We start from the raw sequence: 24,068 nt of genomic DNA on the forward strand, positions 1-24,068 counted from the left end.
AATATCTGCCGGAGGCTGCGGCTTGTCGCAAGAGGGCCGTCATCGGCACCAGCAGGCGGCCCAACCTCCCGGCGCGAAGCAGCGCGCGGGCCTTCCGCCACAGCGGAAGGCCGCGTCGGCGCGCGGAGACCCCCGGCACCTAGAGAAGGAGCACCATGACCATCGGATCAGGAACAACAGCAGGCAACGGACGGACCGCTTTGGTGGTGGGTGCCACCGGCATCGCAGGATCCGCCCTGGTGGATACCTTGGTGGGCGGAGGCTGGGCAGTCCTTGCCTTGTCCCGCAGGCCCGGAGCCGAGCGCCCCGGCGTCCGGTGGCTCTCCGCAGACCTGACCTCGGCTTCGTCGCTGGCCGCTGTGCTTGGTCCGGAGAATCCGTCCCACGTCTACTTCACCGCCTGGTCGCGGCGGGCCACCGAGGAAGAGAACATCGCCGTCAACGCGGGCATGGTGCGTGACCTCCTCGCCGCACTCCGGGGAAAGGACGTGGCCCACGTCGCCCTGATGACCGGACTCAAGCACTACCTGGGACCGTTCGAAGCGTATGCCGCAGGGGAAATGCCGGACACGCCCTTCCACGAGGAGGAACCGCGCCTTCCGGTACGGAACTTCTACTACGCCCAGGAGGATGAGCTCTGGGCGGCAGCGGCCCGGCAGGGATTCACCTGGTCCGTGCACCGCGCGCATACGGTGATCGGGCACGCGGTGGGCAACGCCATGAACATGGGCCTCACCCTGGCGGCGCAGGCCACCTTATGCCGGGACAGCGGGGAGCCGTTTGTCTTCCCGGGCTCCGAGACGCAGTGGAACGGCCTGACCGACATGACGGACTCAGGGCTGCTTGCCGAGCACATGCTGTGGGCTTCCACCACGCCGGCGGCGGCCAACGAGGCCTTCAACATCGTGAACGGCGATGTGTTCCGCTGGCGCTGGATGTGGCCGAAACTTTCGGCCTACTTTGGCGTGGAGTGGGAGGGCTACCAGGATGCGCCCCGTCCCCTCGAACAGTCCATGGCGGGGCGGGCGGACCAATGGCGGAAAATTGCCGCGGACCACAACCTCAGCGAACCGGAACTGGACCGGGTGGCGTCCTGGTGGCACACGGACGGCGACCTGGGGCGCGGCATCGAAGTGGTCACGGATATGGGCAAGAGCAGGGACGCCGGCTTCACGGGATACCGTCGGACGCTGGATTCCTTCACGGCATTGTTTGACCGTTACCGCGCCGACAACCTGATTCCCTGAGGGGGACGAAAGGCCTCACAAAACGGCCTGCCGTACGCCGTCAGTGAACCCTGAAAGTTCTGGCGGAAACCCCCGGCCAAGTCCCAGTTTCCGGACGTACACTGACTGTCGCACCACGTTTGTGGACACACCGTCAGGTTGGAGCCGCCCATGCTCTGGAAGCTACTCGTTGAATACCTCCGGCCGCACCGGCCGCTGCTGGCCGCCGTCGTGGTTTTCCAGCTGGCGCAGTCCATCGCATCCCTGTACCTGCCCACGCTGAACGCGGACATCATTGACCAGGGCGTGGCCCGGGGCGATACCGGCTACATCCTGTCCACCGGCAGCTTCATGCTGCTGATCACGCTCGCGCAGATCGTGTGTGCCGTCATCGCCGTGTACTTTGGCGCCAAGGCGGCCATGGGCCTGGGCCGGGACCTGCGCGGCGCCATCTTCGAACGGGTGGGTGAGTTCTCCGAGCAGGAAGTCACCAAGTTCGGGGCTCCCAGCCTTATCACCCGCTCCACCAACGACGTCCAGCAGGTCCAGCAGCTGGTGCTGATGTCCGCCACGCTGATGGTTGCCGCGCCCATGCTCAGCATCGGCGGGGTGATCATGGCCATCCGGCAGGACGCCCAGTTGTCCTGGCTCATTGCGGTGTGCGTCCCGGTGCTGCTGATCGCCGTCGGGCTCATTGTCACCCGGATGGTGCCGCTGTTCCGCAAGATGCAGGCCCGGATCGACACCGTGAACCGGGTGCTGCGCGAGCAGCTCACCGGTATCCGGGTGGTGCGGGCGTTCGTGCGCGAGGACATGGAGACGGAACGGTTTGCCGGTGCCAACAGGGACGTCACGGAGGTCGCATTGCGTGCCGGCCGGCTGATGGCGCTCATGTTCCCCGTGGTAATGCTGGTCCTGAATATTTCCAGCGTGGCGGTGATCTGGTTCGGTTCGTTCCGGATCGAGGACGGGTCCATGCAGGTGGGCACCTTGATCGCGTTCCTGAGCTACCTGATGCAGATCCTGATGTCAGTCATGATGGCCACCTTTATGGCCGTGATGATCCCGCGCGCCTCAGTATCGGCGGACCGGATTGGCGAGGTGCTGGGCACCAGTTCCAGCGTCCTGCCGCCGGAGAACCCGGTCACCAGCGCGGCCTTTGCCGGCAAGCCGCGGCGCGGCGAGCTGGAAATGCGCGACGTCGGGTTCGCTTACCCGGGTGCCGACCAGCCCGTCCTGTCCGGGATCAGCTTCACCGCCCGCGCGGGGGAGACCACGGCAATTATTGGCAGCACGGGCTCGGGCAAGACCACCCTGGTGAACCTGATGCCGCGGCTGTTCGACGTTACTTCCGGGGCGGTCCTGATGGACGGCGTCAACGTCAGGGACCTGGATCCGGACCTGCTCTGGGGGCACATCGGCCTGGTGCCGCAGCGGCCGTATCTGTTCTCCGGGACTGTGCGCAGCAACCTGCTGTACGGCAACCCGGACGCCACCGAGGACGAGCTCTGGACCGCGCTGGAGATCGCGCAGGCGCGCGACTTCGTGGAGCAGATGGAGGAGGGGCTGGACGCGCCCATCTCGCAGGGCGGCACCAACGTCTCCGGCGGGCAGCGGCAGCGGCTGGCCATCGCCCGGGCCCTGGTCAAACGGCCCGAGCTTTACATCTTTGACGATTCGTTCTCGTCCCTGGACACCGGCACGGACGCCCGGCTGCGCCAGGCGCTCAAGCGCAACACCGCGGGGGCCACCATGGTGATCATCGCCCAGCGCGTGTCCAGCATCGTGGAAGCAGACCAGATCCTGGTGCTCGACGACGGCAGGATCGTTGCGCACGGCACGCACCACGAGTTGCTGGAGACGTCGGAGACGTACCGCGAGATTGTCTCGTCCCAGCTGGCAGCGGAGGAGACGGTATGAGCACGCACCGCGCAGGAACCCGCCCCGCCGGAACCGGCCCGGGCGGAGGTACGCCTGCTGGAACCGCAGGTGGCGGCAAAGGCGGCCAGGACGCCGTCGTACGCATCCCGCGCCCGGCCGGCGGACCCGGACGTGGCGGACCGTTTGCCGGGATGAACGTGCCGGCGGAGAAGGCGATGAACTTCAGCGCCTCGGCCAAGCGGCTGCTGGCCACCCTCCGGCCGGAACGGCTGTGGCTGATGCTGGTGCTGGTCATGGCCGTGGCGGGCGTGGTGCTGCAGGTGATTGGTCCGCGGCTGCTGGGTGAGGGCACCAACCTGATCTTTTCTGGCGTGGTGTCCAAGCAGCTGCCGCCGGGCGTGACGCAGGCGCAGCTGATTGCGCAACTGAGGGCGGCGGGGGAGAACCAGAAGGCGGACATGCTCAGCGCCATGACGCTGACGCCGGGTGCCGGGATCGATTTTGCGGCGCTGGGCAGCGTGCTGACCTGGGCGCTGGTGCTGTATGTGCTGGCGTCGGCGTTCATGTGGGGGCAGGCGTATGTGCTCAACGGCGTGGTGCAGCGGACGGTGTTCGGGCTGCGCGAGAAGATCGAGGCGAAGATCAACCGGCTGCCGCTGCGTTATTTCGACTCGATCCAGCGCGGTGAGCTGCTGAGCCGGGTCACCAACGATGTGGACAACATCTCGCAGAGCCTGCAGCAGTCCATCAGCCAGGCGGTGACCTCCGTGCTGTCCGTGGTGGGCGTACTGGTGATGATGTTCATCCTCTCGCCCACGCTGGCGCTGATCGCCCTGGTGACCATTCCTCTGACGTTGGGGATCACCGCGCTGATTGCCAAGCGCTCGCAGAAGCTGTTCGTGCAGCAGTGGAAGAACACGGGCGAGCTGAACGGCCAGATCGAGGAGACCTACACCGGGCATGCGCTGGTGAAGGTGTTCGGCCGGCAGCGTGAGGTGGGGGAGCGGTTCCGGCAGAAGAACGCGGAGCTGTATGAGGCGAGCTTCGGTGCCCAGTTCATTTCCGGGCTGATCATGCCGGCCATGACGTTCATCGGGAACCTGGTGTACGTGGGGATCGCGGTGGTGGGCGGCCTGCAGGTGGCGTCCGGTGCCATGCAGCTGGGCGATGTGCAGGCGTTCATCCAGTACTCGCGTCAGTTCACGCAGCCTCTGGCGCAGCTGGGGTCCATGGCCAACCTTCTCCAGTCCGGTGTGGCCTCTGCCGAGCGGGTGTTCGAGCTGCTGGATACGGACGAGCAGTCTGCTGATCCTTCTGGTTCTTCGCTGCAGAGTCCGGATGGTGCCGGGCGCGGGCGGCTGGTGTTCGAGGACGTGTCCTTCTCCTACTCGCCGGACAAGCCACTGATTTCGGGGTTGTCCTTGGTGGCGGAGCCGGGGCAGACGGTGGCGATTGTGGGGCCGACCGGGGCGGGCAAGACCACGCTGGTGAACCTGATGATGCGCTTCTACGAGCTGGACGCCGGGCGGATCACGCTGGATGGCGTGGACATCACCACCATGACCCGGGACGATCTGCGCTCGCGGATGGGAATGGTTTTGCAGGATACGTGGCTGTTCGGCGGGACCATCCGGGACAACATCGCGTACGGCCGGCCCACCGCTTCCTCGGACGAGATCCTGGAGGCGGCCCGGGCCACTTACGTGGACCGGTTCGTGAGGTCGCTGCCCGAGGGGTACGAAACCGTGCTGGACGACGAGGGCGCGAACGTGTCCGCGGGCGAGAAGCAGCTGTTGACCATTGCCCGGGCGTTCCTGGCCCGGCCGTCGGTGCTGATCCTGGATGAGGCGACGTCCTCGGTGGATACCCGGACCGAGGTGCTGGTGCAGAAGGCCATGAGTGCCCTGCGGTCCGACCGTACGTCCTTCGTGATCGCGCACCGCCTGTCCACCATCCGCGACGCCGACCTCATCCTGGTGATGGAGGCAGGGCAGATCGTGGAGCAGGGTACCCATGCGTCACTGCTGGCCGCCGGCGGGGCATATGCGCGGCTGTACGAGGCACAGTTCGCGGCGCCGGTGGCGGAGGTCTAAGGGATCAGTTGTGATGGTGCTACCTTCGAGCGGTGCCAGAGGGTAGGGATAACTGACCATCATCGAAGTTTCGCCGGACACATTCCCGTACTGGCAGGGCGCCGGGGATGGGCGGTTACCGTCCTCAGTTCCATGGGCAGGGCAGACGCCGATCAACGCCCTCCGGATCATGAACCTCACCGACCCCAATGGGCACCCGGTGACGTTCATGCCGGGGGAGGCGTTGCCCGTCTGGGCTCAGCCGTACCGATAGGAGATTGAGATGCTATCCAACGAACGGCGGGCCACCCCGCTCACGTTCGCTTAATCCCCGTACACGGCCTAGCCCGTGTTCGAGGACTACGTGCACACAGTCCACCCGGAGACGGGCCTAGACGTGGTGTTCCGCCCCGGAGAGGCCAAACCATCGTGGTACGTGGACGCCGAAGCAGCTGCCGTTCCAGCGCCCGAGCCGCCCGCACAGCCGCGCGGGCAATAAGGCGGTCAAGACGCCCGGTAAAACGGATGGGGCGTAAGCGTCCCTAACACGGGACGATGGCGGCGAGGCAACCTAACCTTTCGGGACCGATGACCCGCCAGCGCTTAGTAAACGACAAGGCCCCCACTGTTTGATGAGCCGGTGGGGGCCTAGTCGTTATGCACGAAAGGTTTTCGGCCCCAAAAGGGGCCATTTGTTAGTGAAGCGGTTTTCGTTTCCTAGAGAGTCTCGTTGGGAATGTCGCTTCTAGATTGTTCCTCTAGGGTCAGGTCTGCCCATCCGGCATAGTCCTGCTGCACAGAGCCGGGGTCACCTTGCGCCAAAGAGGCGGCCCCGAATGGTGCTATAGCCGTTAGGACGTAGTTTCTCGTCTCTGCACCGGTCGACAAATTCACGGTCAGAGTCTCTTCAACCCGGGCTTGGACTCGGCGGCGATACAGGGCGGCAAGTTCGTCTTGGAAATCCGAACCAGCCTCCAACAGGACTTTTGAACTGTCGTCAAGGAGCAGTCCCTGTTTGTCCACCTCGCTGACCGTTATCAGCTGACCTATGAGGACGCGCTCTCGCGTGCTCGATGCACTGGCTTTCGCCAACTCCTTCAAGTAGGCGGCAGACCGGCGTCCAACTACGGCTGCGTTCACCTTTCCTTCAGGAGATCTCCACTCCACGTCTAAAGACAAATCCTCAGCGACAAGAAGCTGCGCTAAGTCAAAGAGGTGCTTGGATGTTCGCGGCCCAAAACTCACCAATTGGTCGGTGACGGTCTTCGTAGCTAAGTTGTCATCGGCAAGGCTGCCAAACAGTGCGAGCAAGGCGCTAAGCGAGCGTTCGAATAATGGCTCTTCTTTTTCAACTTTGAAAAGTGCCTGATCGTCCTCTCCTGGGGGGGTATGCACCAGTGCAAACTCGATCGACCCCGGAAGGACGCGCGGGGTGAACTTCAGTTCAGTCGCCGCGATGATTTCTGCGGGCCAACGGCCTGCCTTTCCAATGTGGTCAACGATGCTAGCTCCGACGGAACTAAGCGATTCCTGTATCGCTAAAAGGCCCTTAGTGGCAGTCCGAACTGCAAGGCGGTGATCCACCGTGGACTGGCCCGAAAACCGCAGCTTCATTCGGTCAACTGCCGCCGCGTGGCTTGCCGTTTTCGCAGCTAATCGCATTGCAGACTGTTGATTGATAGACATCGAGGTGATGGGCCGGCTTTCGTCCACCTCGGGCTCGCCATCCATAAGGGCAGCCCAAAGTGCATCTACGTTACGCTCGCGCTTCAATTCCAACTCACCTCCAAGTAACCACGCTTCGGCTCGGCATCTGCAAGTATGGGCTCGGCCGTCTTGTCGGGGTTCGACCTGACCCTCATCCACCAATCGTCCCACGCACCCCTGACGCTGAGGTACTCAACAGCGTCGGGGTTCAAACCGTCTTTGAACCAAGGGTTAGCGATCGGTTCGCGGATCAAGAGGAAAGACTCCACGCGTAGGCCGGTCCTGTCCCGTAGCCACCCATTCTTGTTGAACTTCATGACTTTGTCGCGCTTGCCGTTGCTCGACAGTGCGCGAAACGCTGGGCCATTGATGACGAAAGTACAATCAATATCGTCTGGGTCAAGAGCGCCTGTAACGAAACTTCCGCCTACCCAAACCAACTCGACTAGATCCTGCGATACAGCATCTAACATCTTCCGCGCATCCAGTAGATCCTCGTATATCTCAGTTCGCGTTGTAGACGTGGAAAACTTCGGATCTCTCACGTACTCCTGTTCCAACTCGGCGAGCGTGCATGCATACCTACCAAGCGGCAGGAAGTTGGTGGTCGGGTCCATCGGCGGAATCATGTGTCCATTATGCATATGTAAGCATCGAGAACCCCGTCTTTGTTCCCCGAACCGCCCGGACCCTGGGCTGGCGGTGTGCGCCCGGTTGATCAGGGCCTTTGACCCGTCGGGTCCGTCTATATACCACGTCAAGTCCTTTCAGTTGGGCGGGCGGTGCACGCGTCTCTTTGACTCATCCACTCGTGCCTACGACCCGGCGGCTACGGCAGAGGGTGAAGGTAACAAAACAAGACGAACGTTAGCGGTGCACCAGTGGGGTGCCACTTGTCTTCGGCTTCTTCGATCCGTTCATCGAGCCTCCCCGGGCGCTTTCAGTCCCGGGTCATCTGGGGTTTATCTTCAACCCTCCGGTGCTGGCGTAACTCCAGATGGCGTGATCGAGGGATTTTTCAGTCACTTCCAGTTTTTGAGCAGCTTCCTTGACCAAAGCCCCTGCCTCTTCATTGGACACCAGTTTCTGTAGAGCCTGCTGGACAAACCTGGTGATCCAGGTGTCTGCCTTGACCCCGTCACTGTGAAGAAGCATGGTCAGGTACTCCCAAGTAATCGGTCCGAGCCCCGAGACGCCAATGTACTGCTTCCTGTGTTCAGCATTGTCTGGCTGGAGGTCTCCCGGCTCTGTAACCCCAATACCGACAAGGCGCTGCGCCGCCTCCACAATGGCGCTCGCCTTGGTCTTTCCCGCATGGACTTTTTGGCGGTTCAGAACCCGTTCGAGGGCAACAGGGTCCTGGCCGGCCAAGTAGCTCATCTTCTCGCTGTGGGACACGTGCTCCGAGTGCTTTTGGTAGCGCAGTACCGCTCCCCGGGCTCCAGTCCACGAGCCATCGCTGCGTTCCCGGCCGTAACGGAAACGAATGGACATGACAGCGTCAATCAGTGCTAGGTCCAGCCTAGTGGGGTAGCCGCCCGGCCATTCTTTCCACGGCGTAGGAATCTTGGCGATTGCGACCAAGAGCCGATCGAGGTCGCTGGCTGCCGCAGTCACAGGTAGCTCTTCACCGTCGCTCGAAGTGCTTCGGTGTGTTCGTAAATCTCCTCGAGCGAGTTGATCGGAACTCGAGTCTCTTCTTTGCTCTCGTCAAAGATGCCGATGTACTTCTGGGTTCGGTTGAAGTGCAGCCGTGCAATGGGTTTGCGGTTGTTGTCGTCGAGTAGCACAGCAAAGTAGGACTTGGCATCACGCTGCGCCACGCGAACTGGCTTTACTTCGCTGCAAACGATGGCGCGCACAATTTGGTAGCCCTCAATTTCTTCAAGCGTCGTCTCCAAACCGTCAGCTTCGGCGAGGTCCGCTTCTGCGACTGGAGCACTGGTCACGGCGGTAGCTACCGCGGCGTCCTCGGTTTGCGGGAAACCAGGGTTGCCGAGCGCCTTCTTCAGCCGTTCGTTCACCTGGTCATTGAGGAATTGCTTGGTGGCTTTCCCAACCAGCGTGGTGAACTGCTCCCGCACCTTCTGCGTGTACGGCCCGGAATAGACCCTGGCTGTAAGGAACTTGACCCATTCATCTTCTGGTTCCTTGAACTGCGCAGCCAAGGTGCGCTTCAGTTCACCGATGTATTTCAGTTCGCCCGCGGCGCTAATGATCGAGTCGAGATCGAAAACATCCTTGGACAGCTTCTGCAGTTCCGGGATCAAAGACTGGTCGATGTCGTTCAGATCCAGCACAAGGAAGGGCTTGGCGTCCATGCGGTTCGGCGCGTCGAGGTCCGTGAAGAACTGGTAGACCTCGCCATTGGTAAGGATGGCAATCCGAGCATTGGTGACCGCAAAGTAGCGGAAGAGCTGTGATGCGTGCTCGATCTTCACCGGCTCAGTGGACTTCTTGCATTCGATCAGAATCTGGACTTCGCCGTCCTTCACGATGGCGTAGTCGATCTTCTCGCCCTTTTTGAGCCCCACGTCGGCAATGAACTCGGGAACGACTTCCAGCGGATTGAAGACGTCGTAACCAAGAATTGTCGAGATGAATGGCATCACGAATGCGTTCTTGGTTGCCTCTTCTGTTTGAATGACACCCCGCTGCTGCCGCACCTTTGCCGCCAGAGCCGAAAGTTTTTCCGCGAACTCCATGCCTTACCCCCGATAAGTCCCCAGTAGCTGGACACCACTGCGTGCCCAACAGCAGTTTGATGCTGCTGCAGCAAAACTTACATCCGAGGAGGGACATTTACACGCAATACCCCAACTGCCGCCGTCATGTTGCACTGAGTCCCAGTCGAGTACCAGCCGGGGGATTTGAACCCCCGGTCTACAAAACAAAAGCGGACGACGCCGGGTCCCCACCCGCCGTCGTCCGCTCCGCCCAAGCCGCCACAAGGGAGCTGCAACCTACCTCAGTGCCACAGCCCCAGTGCGAACTCTGCGATCACCGTGGACAGCAGGAACGAGGCCGTGATGGCCAGCAGCCCCACCGGAATGATCTTCCAGCCGATATTCTTCAGCAGCGGGATGTCCTTGCCCAGGGACAGGCCGGCCAGGGTCAGCATCACGGTAGCGATGGAAAGGAAGTCCACGGTCTTGACCGCCGCGTTCAGCGCCTCGGCCCCGAAGAACCACGGGCTGGAGATGTACGCGCCGATGGTCGTGATGAACACGATCGCCGAGATCTTCCTGGTGACCTTGGCCAGCGCAATGCTCACCAGAACCAGCGCCAGTAGGACCACATACCCCAGCACAATCGAGAGCGACAAGCCCTTCGCCGCAACGGAAGCAGTTCCAATACCCAGCACCGTCAGCACGGACAGTGAGAGCCACAACGGCAGCTTGATCACCGCGGAGGATTCGGCCACACGCTCACGGAACAGCCGGTTCTCCTCAGCCTGGGCGGCCTCGCGCTCGGCGTCGGCAGCAGATACAGCGGGAGCACCAGCACCAGCACCAGCACCAGCACCGGCAGCAACCACCTCACGGCTCGCCTGCTTCCGCGTCAGCACCCGGTAGAACTTGTCCGCCAGCGGCAGCGCAATGTAGATGCCCACGTACACACCCAGCACCGTGGTGATCAGGTTGGACACGGCGGCCATCCCAAGGACAGCGTCCTGGTCGCCCGGGTACGCGGCGGTGATGCTCGCAACGGACGCAGCCATCATGGAACCGGACCCCACGCCGGCACCCATGGCCAGCGCCAGCGGATCGAAGATCTTCCAGTTGGCCACCAGCGAGGTCAGCAGCGTGATGAAAACGGCACCGAACAGCGTCCCGAACACATACATGGCCAGCACGCCGCGGTACTGGTCAGAGTCCGGCCCGTACTTCTCGGACACCATGGCGAAGGACGGCTCACGGTCCAGCGAGAACGTGGCACCCACCGTCGCCTTGCCCATCCGCAGCAGCACAGCCAGCGGCAGCGCCAGCACGATGGTGCCCAGCAGGTGGCCCACCTCCTGCAGCAGCAGCGCCGGGCCCGCCTTCAACAGGGTGGGCAGGCTGGGGCCGATGTTGAACGCCAGCCGCGCCACCAGCAGCAGCACGGCCACGCCCACCAGCGCCGCCGCCACCCGCTGCAGGTCGATGCCCAGCGGCTTGAACTTCTGGATGGACACCAGCAGGCCCAGGATCAGGCCCCACACCATGGGGAAAATGATGATGGCGCCGATGCCCAGGTCGATCTTCGCCTGCCCGATGAACTGGACGGCGAGGGCAATCACGAACGCCAAAGCGGCAATGGGGATGGTCAGCCTGGTGCCGGCCTTATCGGTCCGGGCTGTAGTGACAGTGCTCATGATGCGCCTTCCTGGGTGAAAGTACGACGGCGGTACGCCGCTTGGGTGAAGCGTTGACGTTGGGAGGGGGTTGAGGCAGCCGCGGCAACGGTCCAGGCCAGCGCGGTGCCGGCCTCGAACATCACCCCGTACGCCTGCGGAGTGTCCGCCAGGGCGGCGAACGCGTGCGAATGGATGGGAACGTCCGCACCGGGAATGCTCAGCCACGGGTGCAGGGACGGGATGACCTGGGAGATATTGCCCATGTCCGTGGAACCGCCGCTCAGGCCTGCCGCAGGCGAGGTGTCCTTGCCGAACGCGTCCATCGCCGCCGTCCAGTGCGCGGCGAGGTCGTCATCCTGGATCAGCGGTTCGTACAGCGGTTCGGTGTCCTCGAACGCCAGCGTGGTGCCGGTGGCCAGCGCCGCCCCTTCGAAGCAGCGCCGCACCCGCACCAGCAGCGCCTCGAACTCGGGCAGGGTGAAGGCCCGGCACTCGAACTCCACCACGGCTTTCTCCGGAATGATGTTGGTGACGTGGCCGGCCTCCGCCACAAAACAGGCGATCCGGTGGTCGGACGGGATCTGTTGGCGCAGCAGCCCGATCGCCACTTGGCTCAGCACCGCCGCATCGGCGGCGTTCACGCCCAGGTGCGGGGCCGCAGCCGCGTGAGCGGCCTTGCCGGTTAACGTCGCCTTGTAACGGCCCACGGCTTGGGCGCTGGTCCCGGCCGGGTTGTAGGTGACCCCGTCCTGGACCGGGTGGACCATCAAAGCCAGCCCCACGCCGTCGAACGCTCCCTGCTCCAGCATCAGCGCCTTGCCGCCGCCGTGCTCCTCCGCGGGGGTGCCGATGGCCTTGAGCGTGATGCCCAGCTCATCCACGTACGGCTGCAGCGCAAGGGCCGCGGCCACCGACGCGCCGGCGATCAGGTTGTGCCCGCAGGCGTGCCCGATTCCCGGCAGCGCGTCGTATTCCACGCAGAGCGCCACGGTCAGGTCGCCGCTGCCGGCGGTCGCCGTGAAGGCGGTGGGCAGCCCGGCGCTGCCGTGCTCCACCTCGAAGCCGCCCTCAGCCAGCAGCGCGGTGATGGCCTCGGCAGACTTCACTTCCTCGAAGGAGAGTTCCTTGAAGCCGTGGATGTCCTTGGCCAGCGCCTCCACGCGGGGTTTCCAGCGTTCGACGCCGTCCGCCAGGGCAGTGCGCAACGCACCTGCGGCGGGGGTTGTGTCAGTCGTGTGCATGGGTCTCCTAGTAGGACAGTGACGGGAAGGGGGATCCGGCGGCGCGCGTTGGCACCCACACGGCCTTGGTCTGGGTGTACTCGTCCAGCACGCCCGGGCCGGAAGAACGGCCGTGGCCGGAATCCCCGAACCCGCCGAACGGCACCGCCACGTGGATGGTCTTGTAGGAGTTGATCCAGAACGTGCCGGCCTTGACCTCGCGGGCCACGTGGTGGGCGCGGGACACATCCGAGGTCCACACCGCCCCGGCCAGGCCAAAGCTGGTGTTGTTGGCGCGGGCGATTGCCTCGGCCTCGGTATCGAACGCGTCCGCCCCCACCACGGGGCCGAACACCTCGGTGGTTTCCAGCCGGTTCGCCGGGGTGACGCCGTCCAGCAGCGTGGGCATCACCCAGTGGCCGCCTTTCAGCGCCGAGCCGCTCAACGCCTCCGGCAACGCTGACCCGGTGAGGCGACGGCCGCCGTCGTCCATTCCCGCCTCGATCAGGCCGGTGACGGTGGCAAATTGCTGCGCGGTGATGATGGGGCCCACCTCGGTGTCTGCGCTGAGCGGATCACCCACCCGCAGCAGGGCGGCCTTGGCGGCGACCATCTCCACGAACTGGGCGTGCACTCTGCGCTCCACCAGGAGCCGGGACCCGGCCACGCAGGACTGGCCCGCACCCGAGAAGATGGCGGAGATGGCGCCGTCCGCGGCTCGGTCCAGGTCGGCGTCGGCGAAGACGATATTGGCGCTCTTGCCGCCGAGCTCCAGCAGGGCCGGGATACCCGCCTGGGCTGCGGCCACGGCGACACGGCGCCCGGTGGGGACCGAACCGATGAAGCTGACTTTGCCCACCCGCGGGTCGGTGGTGAGTGCCGCGCCCACGGTCTGGCCCAGGCCCGCGGCGACGTTGAAGACGCCCGCCGGCAGGCCCGCTTCATGGGCGATCTGGGCCAGCCGGACCGACGACGCCGGGGTGAATTCGCTGGGCTTGATGATCACCGCGTTGCCAGCGGCCAATGGGGCGGCAGAGTTCCAGCCGGCGGTGAACAGCGGTGCGTTCCAGGGCGTGATGGCGACGACGACGCCCCACGGCACGCGCTCGGTGTACGTGTGCCAGTTGCCCGGAACGGGGATGGTCTGCCCGGTGAGCTTGTCCGCCCACCCGGCGTAGTACCCGAACATTTCGGCCACCTTGGCCGCCTCTGCCCGGGCGTCCCGGATGGGCTTGCCGGTGGTGGCGGACTCGAGGATGGCCAGTTCCTCGGCGTGCTGCTCCACGGCGCGGCTGACGTTCCGGAGGATGGCGGCCCGCTCGAAGCCGTTCAGCGCGCCCCACACCCGGGCGCCCGCCGTCGAACTTTCCAGGATGGCGTTGGCACCTTCGGCGCCGGGGTCCGCGTAGGTGGCGAACGGCTCGCCGGTGGCCGCTGCGGTGAGCGTGATGCTGTCTCCGCTTCCGGTGGCGACGCGGCCGTCAACGAACGCGCCGAGGCCGCCCGGGAAGGCGGCGTCCAGGACCGACCTGGCGGTGGCCGTGGAGGAGGAGGTGGGTGCTGTGGTGATACTCAAGTTCTTGTTTCCTTTGGGGGATGTAGTCGCGTGGGCTCTAGGCGGCGGAGGTGGAGGCCGGGGCGCCGGCCGGGGTGATGGCGGGGGCCACGGTGCGGGCGATCTCGGTGAAGTCAGCCCGCGGGCCAAGGACTGCAAGGGCCTCCTGCCACTGGTTGGCGACGGCGGCCAGAAGCGCGGGCTTCTCGCCGATTTGGGCGGCAACGTCCACGGCAAGGGCGGCGTCCCGGGCCATCAGGCCCATGGAGAAGCCGGAATCGTGCGTGCCGGTGAGGACCCAGTTGGGATACATGGCGGCCGAGACTTTGCTGCCGCCGGAGGCTCCGCTGATGCTGGCCGCTGCCGTAGCGGGATCGATGCCGTAGGCCTTGGCCACGCCCAGCGCCTCGCCCACGGAGGCGAGGTTCGCGGCGGCCAGGACGTTGTTGAGGAGCTTGACCACGTTGCCGCTGCCGGGGCCGCCGATGTGGCTGTAGTTGCCGCCGGTGAGCGCCAGCAGAACCGGCTCGGCAGCTTTCAGCGCGGCGTCCGTGGCACCCACGAAGGCGCTGAGCGTTCCCGTTGCGGCGCCGTCGCGCCCACCGGAAACGGGGGCGTCGATGAACGCCGCGCCGGCGGCCTCCGCGAGTTGGGCCATGTGCTTGCTGGTGGCGGGCTCGGAGGTGGTGGTGTCAATGATGGCGACCGTTCCCGGGCTGGCCAGAAGCTGCGGCACGGTGGTTTCGACGATGCCGGCAGCGGGCAGTGAAAGGACTGCGTAAGGTGTTCCGGCCAGGCTGGACAGGGTGTCCGTGGTGCCGATGCCGGTTTCTGCGGCTGCTTGGCGGGCGGCTTCCGAGGGGTCGAAGCCGGTGACGTCCCAGCCCGCCTTGTGCAGGGTGGCGGCCATGGCTCCGCCCATGGCGCCGAGGCCGATGACGGCGACGCGGTTGTTTTGTGGCTCGTTCATAGAGGTACTCCTGGTGGCTGTTGGTGGTTCTGCGTGCCGCGGTTTTGTATTTGCGGCGCAGCTAGTCGAGGTAGATGTCCAGGTCTTTCCAGAGCTGCTGGGTGCGGCGGATGGTGGCCCGGCTGCGCTCCGGATGTGCTGCCTCCATGCCCGCGAGCAGACCGTAGACCAGTGAGTTTGCGGCGGTGACGGACTGGAAGAAGGAGATGCCTTCGGAAGCGACCACCAGGAGGTGGTCCGCGGCGGTGGCCAGGCGGCCGCGGCGCAGGTCGCTGATGGCAACAACCGTTGCGCCTGCCTCTTTCGCGGCTTCGGCGGCGATGATGATCTGCTTGACGGAGCGCCACATGTTGATCACCACCAGGACATCACCGGGCCCAAGGCTGTTGGTGCTGGACGCCAAGTGGGGGCCGGCACGGTTTTCCAGGCTGATCGGGTAACCCATGGTGGAACCCAGGTGGGCCATGACGCTGGCGGGGCCGGCAAAGGAGCCGATGCCGACGACGGTGATGGACTTCGCTGACGCCAGCGCGGCGATGGCCGCCTCGGCTTCCTCGGGGGTGTTCGAGTCCAGCGTCAGGCGGAGGTTTTCGATGTCGTGGGTGATGGCTTCGTACAGCGGGCTGCGGGTTTCGCCGTGCTCGGTAAGGGTGTCCTCGGTGGAGATCATCACCAGGTAGCGGGACCGGAGTTCCCGCTGCAGGTCAGGCCAGCCGCGGTAGCCCAGGTGTTGTGCCGTGCGGACCACGGAGGAGCTGTTCACGTCCGCGCGCTGGGCAATCTCGGCGATGTCCGCGTAGGAGGACAGCTGCGGGTTGCGGCGGATGACCTCCACCACGCGGCTCTGGGCCTTGGTCAGCGCAACGTCCGGCAGGGCATCACCAAGCCACGCGTGGGAGCTGATGCCGGAGCCGTTGCCGTCAATGTCGGCGGCGCGCCCGGGTGCTGGCTCTGCTGCTGACACTACTGCCGGCTGGGTTGCCTGCCCTGGTGCCTGCTCTTCTGCCTGCTCTGTGGAAGCGCTGGGGTTCACGCTGGTGCCCATCCTGTAACGCAGATCACTCTGCAAGTTCAATTGCATCTAATGTACTCTGCAATTTCGTTTGCGAACAGTGTTTTGCGTTTCGGGGATGTAAAACCTAGCCTGCTGCGGCCCTTTCAACCGACAAGAGCCTCGCGTAGTTCAAGCACATGCTCGCGCCCTCGTTGGCCGGAACCCTGTTCCCGTCCACGCTTACGTGGTCCCCGTGGGTCAAGACCGAGCCGTCCGGCAAAACCGCAGCCTCCCCGTCCAGGCTGGTGCCCGCCGGAAAGATCAAGGTCCAGTCGGTGCCGTCATTCCCAAGTAGGATGACGCACCCGGCGCCATCCCTGGACACCTGTCCCGCCACCGTGGCTTCCACCCGCGGCCCTGACGGTGCATTCTCGACTGTGAGTGCCTTGGTGCCCCCATCCGAGACGAGCAGCTTGGTGGTGAGCTCCCGCTGGACCGCGGGAGCGGGACTCGCGGCAGCCGGTTGCGCGGGATCCTGCGCTGAACAGGCCGCCAGCGCGAAAAGGGCTGCAACGGCCGTGCCGACGGTAATGATGTGCTTCATTTCTGTTCCCCCTACAGAAAGCTGAAATCCCAGCCTACGGCCCGGAACCCGTACCCGCAGGCTCCCTTCAGCACCTTGGCAAGGCGTACGACGGCGGGTGGGCACCCGCCGTCGTACGCCTCCGTGCTGCGCGGCTGCTTTGGTACCTCGCGGGCTGTCTGTTCCAGCCGGGGTGCAGGTTGTTGGCCTCACCCCAAAATGTCAGACCCTGCTGCGAAGATTTTGGTTATGGAAACCGGTGTGGGGGCAGGTGCGGGAGGCAGGGCGGCAATCGACTCTGCGATCGTTTCTGTGGCCGGGCTGGTCCATGAACTGGATCGGCTCGTGGCCGGAGGCAGCCCGGCTGGCGCAGGGCCCGATCCCTTGCGGGAGCTGTCCGAAGCCTCCCTTGAGGGACTGGAAGTGCTGGCCCGGATTGAGGCGGCAACAGCCGCGGCCAAGGTCAGGATGATCGCCGTGCACGCGGAGGCGGCAACCCTGTTGGAGGCACCCCCGGTCGGCGCATACAGGGAATCAGCCCAGGAAATGACAATGGTGGCGGAGATCGCCTGCGTACTCACCATCGGCGAACGCGCCGCATCGGCCCTGCTGGGGCAGGCCCACGCGCTGACCACCACGTTGCCGGCGGCTCTGGATGCGTTGCAGGCAGGCACCATTTCATGGCAGCACGCCCGCGCCGTGGTCGACGAAACCACAGGGCTCGATCCCGCACGTGCTGCGGCTTTGGTGGCCCACTTCTTCGACCCCGAGGATCCGAACCCTGCCCGCGGCGCCGCGCCCGGAGACCTGGTGCCGTCGCGCTTCCGGCGGAAGGTCCGGGCCTGGCGGGAGCGCACCTTTCCGGAGTCGCTGGAAGAGCGGCACGCAATTGGCGTGGCGGACCGGCGAATGGAATACCGGCCGGACGTGGACGGCATGGCGTGGCTTTCCCTGTACCTTCCCGGCGATACGGCCTGCGCGGTGTGGAATAAGGCGTCCGCTGTGGCCCGCGGGTTGCAGGGCCCTGGGGAGGGCCGCACCCTGACCCAGTTGCGTGCCGATGTCGCGGCCGCACTCCTGATGGGTGCCAGGGCTGGTGGCGCGGGTGGTGCCGCCTCGAACCCCGGGGCTGCGGGAGACGCCTCGAACCGCGACGCCTCGAACCCCGGTGCCGCCGGCGACGTCGGCCACGATGCCGGCCGCTCGTTCGATGCCGGCAACGGCCCCCATACCGAGGACGGCAACCCTTACGCCGTTGACCTGGGCAGGATTCCCACACCAAGAGCAGACGTCCTGGTCACAGTGCCCGTCTTTTCCCTTCTGGGTCTCACGGATGAACCAGCCGACCTGGACGGGTTTGGTCCCATTCCGGCGTCCATGGCTCGCAGGCTTGTGGCAGACGGGGCTGGTTCGTTCTACCGGGTGCTGGTGGACCCGCGGGACGGGGCGCCGCTGGAAATCGGACGCACCAGCTACCGGCTGCCGGAAAGCATGAAGCGGTGGATCCGGATGCGTGACGGCAGGTGCACTTTCCCCGGCTGCAGCAACCACACCCAGGACAACGAAACAGACCACCTCACCGCTTGGCAACACGGTGGAACCACTGGAATCAGCAACCTCGGGCAGCTGTGTCCCAAGCACCACCGCCTGAAACACAGCTCCACGTGGACGCCTACTCCGGCTACCATGAACGAGCCACCCGGATGGACTTCCCCTGCCGGCCGTCACTATCCGGCCGAACAACCTGACTGGCAGAAACCGCAATGGCCGCCAGGATTCCCGGCAGGGGAGTGGATCGTGCCGCCGGGCTGCCCACCGTGCGGGGCCAGCCCATTCGAGGAGATCATCGTGGCGTACCTCGCCTCGTGACGCCACGGCACAAAGTTAGAACACTGCTGCGGCGAAACTGCCGCGCCGACGCAGCGGCCGATGCAGCGAAGGGGGGCGACGGCGGATGCGTGCCGCCGTCGTCCGTTCCGTGCCCGGCCCATGACCGTGCCCCAGCAATGTCCCGGCCAGTTCATCCCTACGCAACCACCATGTCCACCTCCGTTCTTTCGGGCGGACAAGCCTTGGCAGGCACCCACTGCCCGGCGGCTCGCGATACAAAGGGCGGAAGGCCCACCGTCCAAGGAGTACCCCGTGTTCGTAAGATCCACCCTGGCCACGCTTGCCGTCCTCGCCACCCTCGCCGGAGCAGCCGCAGCTCCCGCCCAGGCAGCCGACAACACAAGCGACAGCAGCCAGGCCTTCACCTTCGGCGTTATCGGCGACATTCCCTATGGTGCGGCCGAGATCGCAAAGTTCCCGTCGCACATCCGGGACCTCAACGCCGATGAGGACCTGAAGTTTGTAGCACACGTGGGCGACATCAAGAACGGCTCCTCCATCTGCTCCAACGAGTACTTCTCCTACATCCGCTCCCAGTTCGACACCTTCACCCACCCGCTGGTCTACACGCCGGGCGACAACGAATGGGTGGACTGCCACCGAACCAACAACGGCGCCTACAACCCGCTGGAGCGCTTGGACAAGATCAGGGAGGTGTTCTTCAACGAACCTGGCAAGACGCTTGGCGCCACCATGCCCGTCAAGAGCCAGGCGAACCTGGGGCTGCCCGAGGACGTCCGCTTCACCAAGAACCGGGTGGCTTTCTCCGTTCTGAACGTCCAAGGCAGCAACAACTCGCTCCTGCCGTGGACGGGGTTGGGCAAGACCGCTCCCACGCCGGAACAGCTCGCCGAGGTGGAACACCGCACGGACGCCGTCCTGGCCCAGATCCACCAGACCTTCGCCGATGCCAAGCGCAGCAACGACCGGGCCGTGGTACTCATGCAGCAGGCGGACATGTTCGATCCCGCGCTGCTCGCCGACGCCGCCGCCGACCCCAAGACCGTGTCCGGCTTCCGGGAGATCGTGCAGGCGATCGTGGACGAAACGAACCACTTCGACGCCCCGGTCTACCTCGTCAACGGCGACAGCCACGTCTTCGCCCAGAACAAGCCCCTTGCCGCCGGCTCGCCCTGGCTGGATATCTACGGTTCGCCGGCCGCGGACAACCTGCAGCGCATCACCGTGGACGGCGCCAACAACGCCGTCGACTACCTCCGCGTCACCGTTTCAGGCAACAACGCCAAAGGCGCAGACGTCCTGAGCTGGGAAAAGGTCCCGTACAGCGGGTAGCACCACACTGAAGCGGACGACGGCGGGCGCCCACCCGCCGTCGTCCGCTTTCCTGTGTGCCGGAAACCGGCCGTCCTAGAGCCGGAGCTCCATGAACACGCTGTGGGGATCCAGCACATAGCCGGCGAATGGTGCGCACTCGGTGAATCCGTGGCGGGCATAGAGGCGTCGGGCCGGGGCGAAGTAGTCCTCGGTCCCGGTTTCCAGGTAGACGCGCTCCAGGTTCCGGGACCGCGCGTCGGCGAGGATGTGCCGAAGCATGAGGCTGGCGACGCCTCGTCCCCGAGCCGATGTGGTGGTGCGCATGGACTTGATCTCGCCCTTCCCGGCTGCGCCCGGTGTGGAGCCCAGGAGCTTGAGTGCCCCGCAGCCCAGCAGTGCACCCTGCTCGCGGGCGGTCCAGAACGTGATGGATGGGGCGGAGAGCGCAGAGTGGTCCAGCGCGTGGACGCTTTCGGCCGGCGATGTGGCGTACATGTCCGCCAGGTGTTCGCTCAGGAGGCGGTGGACGTCGTCCCGCTCGGGGCTGTCCCGGTCTATGGCAATCATTGCGTCAAATTTACCGGTTGCCAGCCGCGCCGCGGTGTGCGAGTATTCGGGTGATCGTGATCCGAACGCAGGAGGTGAGACCCATGAATGCAGTATCCGCAATGGGTGCTCCCTCGCAGTCCACGATCGCGCGGCTGAACTAGCCGCCGCCGGGAGCGCCAACCAGGCAATTCGCGAAAGGCGACTCCCATGCACACAACACCTTCCTCCCACCCACACCCCTCCCAGGGGTCACTTCCCGGCCGCGCACTGGTCCTCGGCGGCGGCGGATCAACAGGCAATGCCTGGCTGATCGGCGTCCTGGCCGGCCTCGCCGATGCCGGACTGGACGTGACCCGGGCCGACCGGGTCATCGGTACCTCCGCCGGATCCACGGCCGCAGCCCAGATCGCCGGGGCGCCCCCGGCTGAACTGTATGCCGCCATCCTGGACGCGCCGCTGCCGCCACAACGCCCTGCAGCCGGCCATGCCCCTGCCAGGCCGGTGTCCGACCACCTGGAGCGGACCGGCAGGATCATTGCCGCCGCCGAGGATGCGGCCGACATGCGCCGCCGGATGGGTGCGGTTGCCCTGGAAATGGCGGCTGCCCGGAACCCTTCAACGGCGACCGCTCCGGTGCAGGACAGCGCGTCGCCGGCAGGTTCTGCAGGGGAGAGTTCAGCCCAGGGCGGCTCCCTCCGGGAGCAGTGGCGCGCAACAGTTGCAACGCGGCTCCCCACGCTCGAATGGCCGCAGCACGAGCTGCTGATGACCGCGGTTGATGCCCACAGTGGCGAACCGGTGGTGTTCCACCGGCACAGCGGCGTGGACCTGGTGGACGCCGTGGCCGCCAGCTGCGCCAGCGGCTTCGCGTACGGGATCGGGAACAGCAGCTATATCGACGGCGGCTACCGGCGCAACGAGAACGCCGACCTGGCGGCCGGGTGCGGGCGGGTGCTGGTCCTCTCGCCCTTCGGGGGCAGGACACGGATGCCGCTGGAGTGGAACATGCAGCTCGCAGCGCAGGCCGATGAGCTGCGGGCCACCGGCAGCGTGGTGGAAACGGTCTTCCCGGACGCCGGCTCGGAACACCTGTTCGGTGCCAACGCCATGGACCTGCGGGTGCGCCCCGCAGCCGCCCAGGCTGGCTACACCCAAGGTAGGGCCCTTGCCGGGCGGCTTGCCGCCTTCTGGAGCTGACGCCTCCGGGGACGCGTTCGACGGCGGCTGCGCGTTCGACGGCGGGTGGGCGCCCGGCGTCGAACGTGCCCCGCTACAGCGTGGCCAGGAAATCCTCCGCGAACCTCTTCACGCCGTCCCACTCGGTGTAGACGTAGTCCCGGGACGTATCGGTGTCCAGGGAGCCCTTGTCGCCGGCGATCTTCTTGATGATGAGGCGCTTGATGAACCCGTAGTGCGTGTACAGCAGGGCGCCCCCGAACAGCGCCACATGGGCCGGCCGCCAACCGGTTTGCTCCTCGAACTCCCGGACGTAGCTCTCGGCGTTTTCGGCATCCCCGTGCGCGGCCAGGCTGACGGAGAACAGGGCGGATGGGAGCCGCTCCAGGGTTTCCCGGTTCTTCCGGACAAAGTCCTGGACGTATTCCTCGTGCTTGCCCATGTGCACCGATGCCCCCACCAGGACCGCGTCACACCCGGGCGGGATCGAGTCGCCTGCCTGCTTGATGTCCGCAACGCGGGCCTGGTGCCCATGCGCCTGGATGACGTCCCCAATGAACTCGGCGATCCTGGCCGTCTGGCCCTCGGTGGTCCCGTACGGGATGTAGATGCTGCCCATCGTTGGCCTCCTGGTGGTGTCCGGACCGGGTCCTGTATTACCTTGCCGAATTCCCGGTCCGTGGCGTAGGGCCCAACGTCCCGGAAGTTTTTGGCGCATGAGCCTTTGGCACTTCTCAGAGGGGATGACAAAAGGAGCAAAGAATGTCGGAGGCCGTCAAAATTATGAAGTCGCCATAACTGGCCAGGTCACGTCATTGGTCCCGATTCTGCCGCCAATCCAAGCCCCAGGCCGGGCAGGACGGCGGGACTGGCTAAAAAAGCAAAAGAGCGTATGGTGGCCGTTAACGCGAGAGAAGGGCGTGGTTCCGGTGTCTGGAAAATCAAAAGGCGGAGCGGCCAAAAAGGTCGGCAAGTCGATCCTTGAGAAACGTGCTGAAAAAAAGGCGAAAACCGAAAGCAGTGAGCTTCACGTTATAAAGCAGCGCAAGAACCACCGTTGACTGGGCTGCCGGCCAGGACTCCTAGCCCGGCTGGCTGCCTGTAGGCCGCCAGGGACGCTACTCCGGACCCTTGTCGATGACGCAGAACCGGTTGCCGTCCGGATCCTCAAGCACCACGAAGTCCGGGTCCTCCGGGTACATATCCCAGTCCACGCGCTTGGCGCCGAGGGAGACCAGCCGCTCCACCTCCGCGGCCTGATCGTCCGCGTACAGGTCCAGATGGATCCGCGGGTAAGCCTGGACAGATGTTTCGCTGAGCATGAGGGACAGGTGGGCGCCGGGGCCCGACGGCGGTTCGAGGGTCACCCAGGTGTCGTCACCAGGTTCCCGGGGGACATAGCCGAGGGCTTCATGCCAGAAGGTGGTAGCGGCGGCGACGTCGTTGACGCCGAGGACGATGGTGCCGATGGTCAACATCCGCCCAGCCTAAACCGGCCGGGGCAGGTCCGGCTAGACTCGCCTGCATGGGGGAAAACAACACATCCGGGGAAGAACGACCATCCAAACGCGCCAAACTGCCCGCCGTCGTCGTGCCCTGCCTCGGTCTGGCGGCAGTGCTGGTCGGCTGCCTCGTCGCGTACCTTAATCGCGACTTCACGGGCTGGGTTGCCTACGCTCCCTTGAGCAACCAGCCTTTCAGCGCCAACGGGGCTGCGTTCATCACGCAAGGCACGCAGGCGGGCCTGGCTTTTGCCGGCGTGGGACTGCTAGTGCTCTCTTTCTGGGCAGGCATGGTTGCGGGCCGTCGGGCTGGCTCCCTCCGCCGCTAGCGGGGGAAGACCGCCAGGCCCTGCACGCCGCCAGCGGTGGCAACGGGTACATGGATCTCGGGAAGTTGCTCGAACGCCGGTTTGGCGAACCAATAGCCCTGGAGCAGGCGGACACCGGCTGCCTGCAAAACCCGGTATTCCGCCTCCGTTTCGATGCCCTCGGCGAGCACGGTGATGTTGAGGTCCCCGGCGATGGCCACGATGCCGGCGACCACTGCCTGCCGTGCGGGACTGCCGTCGATGCCGCGGATGAGCTTCATGTCGATCTTGATCAGGTCCGGCTGGAAGTCGACCAAGAGTCCCAGGCCTGCATGGCCGGCCCCGAAGTCGTCGATCGCCGTGATGAAGCCGTGCTTGCGGTATTCGGTGATGATGTTGGTCAGGTGGGCGGTGTCAGTGACTTCTTCGTTCTCCGTGAACTCGAACATGATCGAGGACAACGGGAAGTCGGCTTTCGCAGCCGCAAGCAGTGTCGCGCGGAGGCAGGCCGCCGGTTCGTAGACCGCGTTGGGCATGAAGTTGATGGAGAGCATCAGGTTCTCGCCGGCCGGGAAGAGCCGCGCCGCCAGTTCGATGACCTTGACGCGGCAGTCCTGGTCGAAGCGGTACTTCTGCTCCGGGGAAACCCTCCGCAGGACCTCGTACGCGCCTTCGCCCGCCACGCCCCGGACCAGCGCCTCATAGCCCCACACCCTGCCGGCAACAGCGTCATAGATCGGCTGGAAAGCCATGCTGAAGTCGAAATCAAGCCGTGAAGATGTGGTGCAGCCGTCGCATGCCAAAGTTGGGGTCCTCTCGAA

The 24,068-nt window shown here is 65.1% G+C and carries 22 protein-coding genes; 8 read left to right on the top strand and 14 right to left on the bottom strand.

Translation table 11 applies throughout. The annotated features are described in order from the left end of the window. Positions 1–155: 155 nt before the first annotated feature. The 3 genes from QRM96_RS11080 (at position 156) to QRM96_RS11090 (ending at position 5,200) form a co-directional block, all read left to right on the top strand. Positions 156–1,247 carry an SDR family oxidoreductase gene (locus tag QRM96_RS11080; RefSeq protein ID WP_109045659.1) on the top strand — a complete coding sequence of 364 codons (1,092 nt, stop codon included), beginning with the start codon at positions 156–158 and terminating at the stop codon, positions 1,245–1,247. Between the two features lie 150 nt (positions 1,248–1,397). Next, the gene (locus tag QRM96_RS11085) at positions 1,398–3,146 is read left to right on the top strand and encodes an ABC transporter ATP-binding protein (protein WP_285319703.1); all 1,749 of its coding nucleotides are present in this window, start codon (positions 1,398–1,400) and stop codon (positions 3,144–3,146) included. Then, positions 3,143–5,200 carry an ABC transporter ATP-binding protein gene (locus tag QRM96_RS11090; protein ID WP_285319705.1) on the top strand — a complete coding sequence of 686 codons (2,058 nt, stop codon included), beginning with the start codon at positions 3,143–3,145 and terminating at the stop codon, positions 5,198–5,200. Before QRM96_RS11085 ends, QRM96_RS11090 begins: the two co-directional genes overlap by 4 nt. A 696-nt stretch (positions 5,201–5,896) precedes the next feature. On the opposite strand, the gene QRM96_RS11095 is transcribed toward QRM96_RS11090, so the two are convergent. From QRM96_RS11095 to QRM96_RS11140, 10 genes are all read right to left on the bottom strand, one after another. Continuing rightward, a complete protein-coding gene (locus QRM96_RS11095; RefSeq protein WP_285319706.1) occupies positions 5,897–6,958 on the bottom strand; it encodes a hypothetical protein in 1,062 nt (353 codons plus the stop codon). Then, positions 6,949–7,515, bottom strand: a complete 567-nt coding sequence (locus QRM96_RS11100; RefSeq protein ID WP_285319707.1) for a DUF6932 family protein — start codon at positions 7,513–7,515, stop codon at positions 6,949–6,951. The genes QRM96_RS11095 and QRM96_RS11100 overlap by 10 nt, the downstream gene beginning before the upstream one ends. 322 nt (positions 7,516–7,837) lie before the next feature. Further along, on the bottom strand, positions 7,838–8,503 hold the full coding sequence (locus QRM96_RS11105) for a DUF8548 family protein (RefSeq protein ID WP_285319709.1): 666 nt from the start codon (positions 8,501–8,503) through the stop codon (positions 7,838–7,840). Continuing rightward, the gene (locus QRM96_RS11110) at positions 8,500–9,591 is read right to left on the bottom strand and encodes a type I restriction endonuclease (RefSeq protein ID WP_285319710.1); all 1,092 of its coding nucleotides are present in this window, start codon (positions 9,589–9,591) and stop codon (positions 8,500–8,502) included. The genes QRM96_RS11105 and QRM96_RS11110 overlap by 4 nt, the downstream gene beginning before the upstream one ends. A 263-nt stretch (positions 9,592–9,854) precedes the next feature. Then, a complete protein-coding gene (locus tag QRM96_RS11115; RefSeq protein WP_285319711.1) occupies positions 9,855–11,243 on the bottom strand; it encodes a DUF3100 domain-containing protein in 1,389 nt (462 codons plus the stop codon). Then, positions 11,240–12,466 (bottom strand): amidohydrolase, encoded by a 1,227-nt coding sequence (locus QRM96_RS11120; RefSeq protein ID WP_285319713.1) that lies wholly within the window; start codon positions 12,464–12,466, stop codon positions 11,240–11,242. The genes QRM96_RS11115 and QRM96_RS11120 overlap by 4 nt, the downstream gene beginning before the upstream one ends. Before the next feature lie 7 nt (positions 12,467–12,473). Further along, positions 12,474–14,021 carry an aldehyde dehydrogenase family protein gene (locus QRM96_RS11125; RefSeq protein ID WP_285319714.1) on the bottom strand — a complete coding sequence of 516 codons (1,548 nt, stop codon included), beginning with the start codon at positions 14,019–14,021 and terminating at the stop codon, positions 12,474–12,476. Positions 14,022–14,058: 37 nt separating this feature from the next. Beyond that, the gene (locus QRM96_RS11130) at positions 14,059–14,970 is read right to left on the bottom strand and encodes an NAD(P)-dependent oxidoreductase (RefSeq protein WP_285319716.1); all 912 of its coding nucleotides are present in this window, start codon (positions 14,968–14,970) and stop codon (positions 14,059–14,061) included. A 61-nt stretch (positions 14,971–15,031) separates the two neighbouring features. Continuing rightward, positions 15,032–15,895, bottom strand: a complete 864-nt coding sequence (locus QRM96_RS11135) for a MurR/RpiR family transcriptional regulator (protein ID WP_051083420.1) — start codon at positions 15,893–15,895, stop codon at positions 15,032–15,034. 214 nt (positions 15,896–16,109) lie between these two features. Next, complete coding sequence (locus QRM96_RS11140) at positions 16,110–16,568, bottom strand: hypothetical protein (protein WP_285319717.1); 459 nt, start codon at positions 16,566–16,568, stop codon at positions 16,110–16,112. Positions 16,569–16,796: 228 nt separating this feature from the next. On the opposite strand from QRM96_RS11140, the gene QRM96_RS11145 reads away from it, so the two are divergent. Both QRM96_RS11145 and QRM96_RS11150 read left to right on the top strand, forming a co-directional pair. Further along, positions 16,797–18,416 carry an HNH endonuclease signature motif containing protein gene (locus QRM96_RS11145; protein ID WP_285319719.1) on the top strand — a complete coding sequence of 540 codons (1,620 nt, stop codon included), beginning with the start codon at positions 16,797–16,799 and terminating at the stop codon, positions 18,414–18,416. 273 nt (positions 18,417–18,689) lie between these two features. Continuing rightward, positions 18,690–19,730: a metallophosphoesterase family protein gene (locus QRM96_RS11150; protein ID WP_285319720.1), complete on the top strand. Its 1,041-nt coding sequence runs from the start codon at positions 18,690–18,692 to the stop codon at positions 19,728–19,730. 75 nt (positions 19,731–19,805) lie between these two features. Here QRM96_RS11150 and QRM96_RS11155 read toward each other — a convergent pair whose 3' ends face one another. Beyond that, on the bottom strand, positions 19,806–20,279 hold the full coding sequence (locus QRM96_RS11155) for a GNAT family N-acetyltransferase (RefSeq protein WP_285319721.1): 474 nt from the start codon (positions 20,277–20,279) through the stop codon (positions 19,806–19,808). A 189-nt stretch (positions 20,280–20,468) separates the two neighbouring features. Between QRM96_RS11155 and QRM96_RS11160 the strand changes: the two genes are divergently transcribed. Next, positions 20,469–21,458, top strand: a complete 990-nt coding sequence (locus tag QRM96_RS11160) for a patatin-like phospholipase family protein (protein WP_285319722.1) — start codon at positions 20,469–20,471, stop codon at positions 21,456–21,458. Positions 21,459–21,531: 73 nt separating this feature from the next. On the opposite strand, the gene QRM96_RS11165 is transcribed toward QRM96_RS11160, so the two are convergent. After that, positions 21,532–22,056: a flavodoxin domain-containing protein gene (locus QRM96_RS11165; protein WP_285319723.1), complete on the bottom strand. Its 525-nt coding sequence runs from the start codon at positions 22,054–22,056 to the stop codon at positions 21,532–21,534. Between the two features lie 97 nt (positions 22,057–22,153). Between QRM96_RS11165 and QRM96_RS11170 the strand changes: the two genes are divergently transcribed. After that, on the top strand, positions 22,154–22,498 hold the full coding sequence (locus QRM96_RS11170) for a hypothetical protein (RefSeq protein ID WP_285319724.1): 345 nt from the start codon (positions 22,154–22,156) through the stop codon (positions 22,496–22,498). A gap of 57 nt (positions 22,499–22,555) precedes the next feature. Here QRM96_RS11170 and QRM96_RS11175 read toward each other — a convergent pair whose 3' ends face one another. Beyond that, the gene (locus tag QRM96_RS11175; protein WP_133831780.1) at positions 22,556–22,915 is read right to left on the bottom strand and encodes a VOC family protein; all 360 of its coding nucleotides are present in this window, start codon (positions 22,913–22,915) and stop codon (positions 22,556–22,558) included. A 47-nt stretch (positions 22,916–22,962) separates the two neighbouring features. Between QRM96_RS11175 and QRM96_RS11180 the strand changes: the two genes are divergently transcribed. Next, on the top strand, positions 22,963–23,268 hold the full coding sequence (locus QRM96_RS11180) for a hypothetical protein (RefSeq protein WP_285319726.1): 306 nt from the start codon (positions 22,963–22,965) through the stop codon (positions 23,266–23,268). On the opposite strand, the gene QRM96_RS11185 is transcribed toward QRM96_RS11180, so the two are convergent. After that, positions 23,265–23,999, bottom strand: a complete 735-nt coding sequence (locus QRM96_RS11185; protein WP_285319727.1) for an EAL domain-containing protein — start codon at positions 23,997–23,999, stop codon at positions 23,265–23,267. The genes QRM96_RS11180 and QRM96_RS11185 overlap by 4 nt on opposite strands. Positions 24,000–24,068: the final 69 nt, after the last annotated feature.

The sequence above is a fragment of the Pseudarthrobacter sp. lyk4-40-TYG-27 genome (assembly GCF_030209295.1).
GTDB lineage: Bacteria > Actinomycetota > Actinomycetes > Actinomycetales > Micrococcaceae > Arthrobacter.